This is a genomic window from uncultured Porphyromonas sp. (genome assembly GCF_947254915.1).
GTDB lineage: Bacteria > Bacteroidota > Bacteroidia > Bacteroidales > Porphyromonadaceae > Porphyromonas.
The window spans coordinates 1-6,969 of record NZ_CAMYEZ010000115.1; the positions used below are offsets into that span (position 1 = coordinate 1).

At 51.1% G+C, this 6,969-nt stretch carries 3 protein-coding genes and 1 pseudogene; all 4 read right to left on the reverse strand.

The features are described 5' to 3' along the window. Positions 1-121: 121 nt before the first annotated feature. Complete coding sequence (locus tag Q0X57_RS06940; RefSeq protein ID WP_297729487.1) at positions 122-1,990, reverse strand: hypothetical protein; 1,869 nt, start codon at positions 1,988-1,990, stop codon at positions 122-124. Between the two features lie 73 nt (positions 1,991-2,063). Beyond that, positions 2,064-3,911, reverse strand: a complete 1,848-nt coding sequence (locus Q0X57_RS06945) for a hypothetical protein (RefSeq protein ID WP_297729490.1) — start codon at positions 3,909-3,911, stop codon at positions 2,064-2,066. 55 nt (positions 3,912-3,966) lie between these two features. After that, on the reverse strand, positions 3,967-5,802 hold the full coding sequence (locus Q0X57_RS06950) for a hypothetical protein (RefSeq protein WP_297729493.1): 1,836 nt from the start codon (positions 5,800-5,802) through the stop codon (positions 3,967-3,969). Between the two features lie 327 nt (positions 5,803-6,129). Beyond that, positions 6,130-6,969 (reverse strand): annotated as a pseudogene (locus Q0X57_RS06955) (hypothetical protein); the annotation flags it as partial.

Here is a 6,969-nt window from a genome sequence, read left to right on the forward strand (position 1 = left end):
ACCTTTGACACAACGGACGCACGGATCGTGCGTCCCTACAAAGGGTTACTCGTCCGGCTTTGAGACGATGGACCAGACGGTGACCGCACACTGCGTTGCGGGCGAAGCTACACGCGATTAGTTATTGTAGCTTGTCTCGGAAGGGGCGCACCGCGTAGCGATTCGACTGACTGACGTAGAGAAAGTCCGCGTACGTGTCGCTGAAGCTCACGAAGCAGGCATCGCTACTGCTGCCCTCCGTGGCAGACCAGTAGTACCCAAAGGAACCACTCTCGTTTAAAGAGCCCGAACCATTCTGGTTGTAGCTCCACCCAGTTGCAGGCAGGTAAATCGTCTTAACATACTTGCTTACCTTAGGGTTAGCAAAATAATCCTTATTAAGCTGATCTATCGTCAGATTATCCTTGACGGTGACAGACTCGATCTTTAGCACCTTCTGCCCAGCGATAGGACCATCTACATAAGAGTATCGCCAGGCGGAGCGATAGATATCGTTGTCCTTATAGCGGATCATATAGGTAGCATGATCTGCACTAACTTGCTTAACATCCTGATAGCAATCCATCTTTTTTGTCTGACCTGGGATCTGAACCGTTAGAGAGACCTCCCTCTTAGTTTCGTCTCGGTCAAAGTATACATAGGTAATTGGGTTAAAACTTGGAGCATTGTAATAGACAGTTGAGTTACTATTTGAAGCATAGTAATAGACAATTGAGTTACTATTTGAAGCATAGTAGTAGTCAGAACCTAGGATAGCAGTCCACTCGTAGCGAGTAGGCAGGTGATAGTCTTCAGGCATCTGAAGAGCCTTAGCCTCATTCCAAGTGAAATACCCGGAGTGTCCTGCAGCATTAGAGTGCGTGTCAGTAAATTTCTTGCCCGTGATGTCAATGTTGTACTCAGCGACAGCATTGAGGAGGTTAATGCCTTTGAGGTTAACTGTAGGATCTGCCGTTACTGTACCTAGAGCATCTAGATCCTCGTCGCTGTAGTTGCCGAGGTCGGCGGCTTCGTTCCAGTCGAGCACCTTGACGACAATCCGCCAAGCGGTAGAGGGATCATCAGGCTTGATAGGCGTAAAGTCATCGCCAGTAGGCTTAAGGAGGATACGGTAGCAGTGGTTGCGCTGCACGTCAAGCGCCTCTGTCGTAGTGGCATCTTGGAGCTTTACCTGAATTGGCTTGATTGCCTTGCCTTTGTAGGTTCCTTGGATGGTAAAGGAGGTGGCACCCGTCGTACCGCCCTTGTTGCTGTTCTGATAGCTGTAGATCTTATGGAGGAGTACCTTGCCACCTACGACATCATAGTCGGTTGTCTCCTTGGCGCCTGTCTGATGGACATCGAGCAGTGTGGAGGTGACGATGCGGTTGGCAACGGAGACCGTTGTGAGCTTAAGCCCTGGCACTTCGTTGATCACGTCAAAGCGAGCAGCGAGACGCTTCAGCTGGATAGCCTGCGAGATGTTGGCCGCTGGGGCTCCCTTTGCGGGGAGATTTACGGCTACCATCTCCGAGGTCATGACAAACTTAGCGGGATCGGCGGTGCCATTCCCGAGGCTATTCTTCACAATCCACGACTGCACCTCGCTCAGCGGAGTACCGCTAGTGAGGTTGTAAAGCTTCGACTGTAGCTCGCTCTCAACATTGCCGATGACAAACATCTGGGCTGCTCCTGCGAAGCCAGCATTGACCGAGTAACTTCCCGCAGCTGTCTTGTGCGCCTGCTTGGCAGCCTGGACGGTCTGCGCTCCGCCTGAGGTGGCGGGAGTGAGGAAGACGCACCAGACGCTATGCTCATCGACCGCCTTCTCAAAGTCCTCGGCGGGGACGCTACGTAGCGCATCATTGCCCAGGCTGAAGGCGAGCTGTCCCGCCCCAGCCTCAGGCTCTGCCTCGGTGATGAGCTGACTTTCCTTAGAGCAGCTCCCCAAGGCGAGTAGTAGGAGTACCCCCATTAGGGTGGCACTCACGCTGCAAAATGTCTTGTTCATATTTATCTTTCGTTTGTGGTGATCTATATAGTGTTTTGATTTCTCTAGAGAGTGACTCTCTCGGCGCTCCTTGCTACAGATTGCGGAAGAGTCGCACGGTGCGGCGATACTCCACGGGGCTTGAGGTCACGCATGCTCGGTCTTTATCAAACGATACCTCGTTTGCAACATAATCTCCTCCAAAAGAAACTGGAACACGGCTTTTAAACTTAGAGGCAGACCAGTAGAGCCCACAGTCATTTCGTCCCTGAACAGAACCCCAACCGAAGTCTGGACCAAAGCCTGGCGGAATGTCGTTTACGACAATGCCTCCTGTCGTAGGGAGGTATCTAGTCTTAACATACTTGCTCACCTTAGGATTAGCGAAGTAATCCTTACTGAGCTGATCTATCGTCAGATTATCCTTGACAGTGACAGACTCCATCTTTAGTACCTTCTGACCAGCGATAGGACCATCTACATAGGAGTAGCGCCAGGCGGAGCGATAGGTATCGTTGTACCTATAGCGGATCATGTAGGTGGCAGACTCAGACTCAACCTGCTTAACATCCTGCAGGCAATGCACCGTTCCTGTCTGACCTGGTATCTGAACCGTTAGAGGAAGATTCTTCAGAGTTGCATCGTGATTGAAATAAACAAAGCAATCATTCTTTACATCGCTGCACATATCTTGTGCACTGCCTAAGATAGCTATCCACTCCTCTTTAGTAGGCAAGTGATATCCAGCAGGCATCTTGAGAGCCATAGCGTCATCCCAAGAGAAGTAACCTGAAATGCTCTCTTTGTTTGAGTGAGTCGTGACAAACTGAGTGCCAGTAGCATCAAGGTTGTACTCAGCAACTGCGTCAAGGAGGTTAACGCCTGATGGGTTGACCGTGGGGTCTATCACATCGCCATGGTTAGCTAGATCCTCGTCGCTGTAGTTGCCGAGGTCGGCAGCTTCGTTCCAGTCTAGAGCCTTGATGACAATCCGCCAAGCGGTGGTGGGATCATCAGGCTTGATCGGATTAAAGTCATCGCACGTAGGCTTGAGGAGGATGCGGTAGCAGTGGTTGCGCTTCACTTCAAGAGGTAAAACGTCAGACGCACTCTGGAGCTCTACCTGAATTGGCTTAATCTCCTTACCATTGTACTTACCCTTGAGGGTAAAGGAGGTAGCACCCGTCGTACCACCCTCGTGGCTGTTCTGATAGCTGTAGATCTTGTGGAGTAGCACCTTGCCACCTACGACGTCATAGTCGGTTGTCTCCTTGGTACCTGTCTGCTGGACATCGAGCAGTGTGGAGGTGACGATGCGGTTGGCAACGGAGACCGTTGTGAGCTTAAGCCCTGGCACTTCGTTGATCACGTCAAAGCGAGCAGCGAGACGCTTCAGCTGGATAGCCTGCGAGATGTTGGCCGCTGGGGCTCCCTTTGCGGGGAGATTTACGGCTACCATCTCCGAGGTCATGACAAACTTAGCGGGATCGGCGGTGCCATTCCCGAGGCTATTCTTCACAATCCACGACTGCACCTCGCTCAGCGGAGTACCGCTAGTGAGGTTGTAAAGCTTCGACTGTAGCTCGCTCTCAACATTGCCGATGACAAACATCTGGGCTGCTCCTGCGAAGCCAGCATTGACCGAGTAACTTCCCGCAGCTGTCTTGTGCGCCTGCTTGGCAGCCTGGACGGTCTGCGCTCCGCCTGAGGTGGCGGGAGTGACGAAGACGCACCAGACGCTATGCTCATCAACCGCCTTCTCATACGCCTCGGCGGGGACGCTACGCAGCGCATCATTGTCGAGGCTGAAGGCGATCTGACCCGCACCAGCCTCGGGCTGTACCTCTGGAGTGAGCTGGCTTTCCTTAGAGCAGCTCCCCAAGGCGAGTAGCAGGAGTACCCCCATGAGGGTGGCACTCGCTATACAATATATCTTGTTCATACCTATCTTTTGTTTGTTGTGATCTATATAGTGCCTTGCCTCCTCAAGAGAGCGACTATCTCTGCGTCCCTTGCCACGAGTTGTGGAAGGGTCTGACGACACAGACTCGCAGATTACGGTTGTTAGATATCCAACCTAGGGTATCGCGAACGTGTGGAGAATGGGAAACAGACACCCAATAGACCTGGTAGTCATCAAATTTCGTAGCAGTCCAATAGCCTATAACACCACGACTAGCATACTTATCTAGAGAAATCGTTTCAGGGGTACAAATAGGCAGGTAGATTGTCTTGAGATACCGCTTAACCTCAGGCATCTCAAAGAACTCTTTGTTGAGATCCTCTACCGTAAGACCTGCTTTGACAGGCACCACTTCAATCTTAAACATGGGTCTTTTTTCCTCTCCAGGAAAAGTGGCTTCGTTAAAAGCATAGCGCCAAGCGGAGCGGTAGGTATCGTTGTCCTTATAGCGAATCATATAGGTAGCGTACTCGCCCTTTTCCATAATATTCTTGACATCCTGCTTGCAGATGATCGTCCCTGACTGTCCTGGGATTTGGACCGTTAGAGAGATGTCCTTCTTAATGTATCTCTTGCTAGGGTTAATACATTTATTCGATTTCGTAGCCCCAATGATAGAGAGCCACTCATTAGCTGTAGGCATGTGGTACCCCTCAGGCATCTTGAGTGCCATAGCATCTGGCCAATGGAAGCGTCCTGAGACCCCCAAAGCGTTGGAATGGGTCGTGACAAACTTCGTACCCGAGGTATCAAGGTTGTACTCAGCGACTGCGTCAAGGAGGTTAACGCCTAAGGGGTTGACGAATTGGCGTATATCTTTATTCCCCCCGCCTAGAGTAATGAGCTCCTCGTCACTGTAGTTGGCAAGGTCAACAACTTTGCTCCAGTCAATCGCCTTGACGACAATCCGCCATGCAGTCTTGGGCTCTTCGTCTGGACTGATTGGCTTATCGTTACTGTTGGATGGCTTGATGAGGATACGGTAGCAGTAGTTGCGCTTCACCTCAAAGGGGCGTGCCCCAGGGGTCTTCTTGATCAGTTCTAACTTGATAGGATTGATCTCCTTGCCATTGTACTTACCTCTGAGCGTAAAGGTCGTGGCGCTAGCCAAGCCCCCCTCGTTGCTGTTCTGATAACTGTATATCTTATGCTGTAGCACCTTGCCACCCTCCACCATATACTCCGTGGAGGCGGAGGCTTTGGCTCTAGTCTCATGCATATCTAGTAGTGTGGAGGTGACGATGCGGTTGGCGACAGTGACCGTCGTGAGCGTAAGCCCTGGCACTTCGTTGATTACGTCAAAGCGAGCAGCGAGACGCTTCAACTGAATAGGCTGCAAGGGACTTGTCGCTGGCATCCCTCTCGCAGGTAGCGTCACCTCCACTATATCTGAAGTCATGACAAAGTGGTCAGGCTCTGTAGAGCCACTACCCAGACCACTCTTGACGAGCAAGCGCTGCACCTCGTCCAGTGGCGTACCACTAGTCAGACGGTAAAACTGATTCTGTAGCTCTGGCTCAACGTTGCCGATGACAAACATCTGGGCTGAGCCCGAGAAGCCCGCTATGACCGAATAGTTGCTTCCCGAGCTACTCTGGTGTGCCTGCTTGGCTACTCTAAAAGTCAAAGCCCCTGAGCCACTCCTTGTGAAGAAGATACACCAAACCCTATCTGGATCTACCGCTTTCTCAAACGCCTCGGCGGGGACGCTACGCAACGCATCATTGCCCAGGCTGAAAGCGAGCTGTCCCGCACCAGCCTCGGGCTGTGCCTCAGAGGTCAGTTGAGTCTCTCTGGAGCAGCTCCCCAAGGTGAGTAGTAGGAGCACCCCCATGAGGGTGGCACCCGCTATGCGATATATCTTGTTCATATTATTGTCATTGTTATTAGAGTGTTTGTATCTAGAAGACTCCGCAAGTTCCTTACGAGTAACGAGGTGTAGGGACGCTCGGTCGATACGTGTAACCCGCTGTAGGGACGCTCAATGAGACGTGTAGTCCTTTGTAGGGACGCACGATCTGTGCGTCCGTTGTATCAAAGGTTACATCGTCACGGCTTTAACGGGGACGGACGCACGGATCGTGCGTCCCTACAAAGGGTTACTCGTCCAGCTTTGATCCGATGGACGCACGAGTCGTGACTGAGACGCTGTTGTGGCGGGCGGAGCTTTGGAGTGATCCGCTTAGAGTTGAAAGCTTTATATTCCTTGGAAGAGGCGTACGGCAAAGCGACGACTCGTTTTGTAATCACGATTCACCCCCGTTCCTGCGTCTTCAGTGAAATACGCACTATAAGCATAGTTACTGTCATAGCTTGTAGCAGACCACCAGCCACTGTCAATGCCTCGAAACTCTCCGCTAGTCCCCGAACCATTTTGACTGTAGCCCCAACCAGTTGCAGGGAAATATATTGTCTTGACATACGTTCTAACCTCAAGCTTAGCAAAGTAATCCTTATTAAGCTTGTCTATAGTTAGATTAGCCTTGATAGGTACAGATTCTATCTTTAATATCTTCCCCTCACCAGTGATGGGACTATTTACATAAGAGTATCGCCAAGCGGAGCGATAAGTATCGTTGTCCTTATAGCGAATCATATAGGTCGCAGACTCTGCACTAACTTGCTTAACGTCCTGCTTGCAAGCTATCGTGCCTTGGTGACCTGGGATCTGAACCATTAGAGAAACCTCTGTCTTTCTATCATTCTTATTGAAATATGTATAAGCTTGGTGTTCCCACTCAGAACCTAAGATGGCGAGCCACTCCTCTCTAGTAGGCAAGTGATATCCAGCAGGCATCTTGAGAGCCATAGCCTCAGCCCAATTGAAGTAGCCTGAAATGCCAGCCTTGTTGGAGTGGGTCGTGACAAACTGAGTACCTGATACGTCTAGATTGTACTCAGCAACGGCACCAAGGAGATTAACGCCTGATGGGTTTATTGTTTGGCCTGGCACATCGCCTTGATTGTTTAGATCCTCGTCGCTGTAGTTGCCGAGGTCGGTGGCTTCGTTCCAGTCTAGCACCTTGACGACAATCTT

What these genes read in the sequence shown, in the direction of transcription:
- Q0X57_RS06940 (WP_297729487.1), bottom strand. Translation starts at nt 1,990, where the DNA reads ATGAACAAGACATTTTGCAGCGTGAGTGCCACCCTAATGGGGGTACTC.
- Q0X57_RS06945 (WP_297729490.1), bottom strand. Translation starts at nt 3,911, where the DNA reads ATGAACAAGATATATTGTATAGCGAGTGCCACCCTCATGGGGGTACTC.
- Q0X57_RS06950 (WP_297729493.1), bottom strand. Translation starts at nt 5,802, where the DNA reads ATGAACAAGATATATCGCATAGCGGGTGCCACCCTCATGGGGGTGCTC.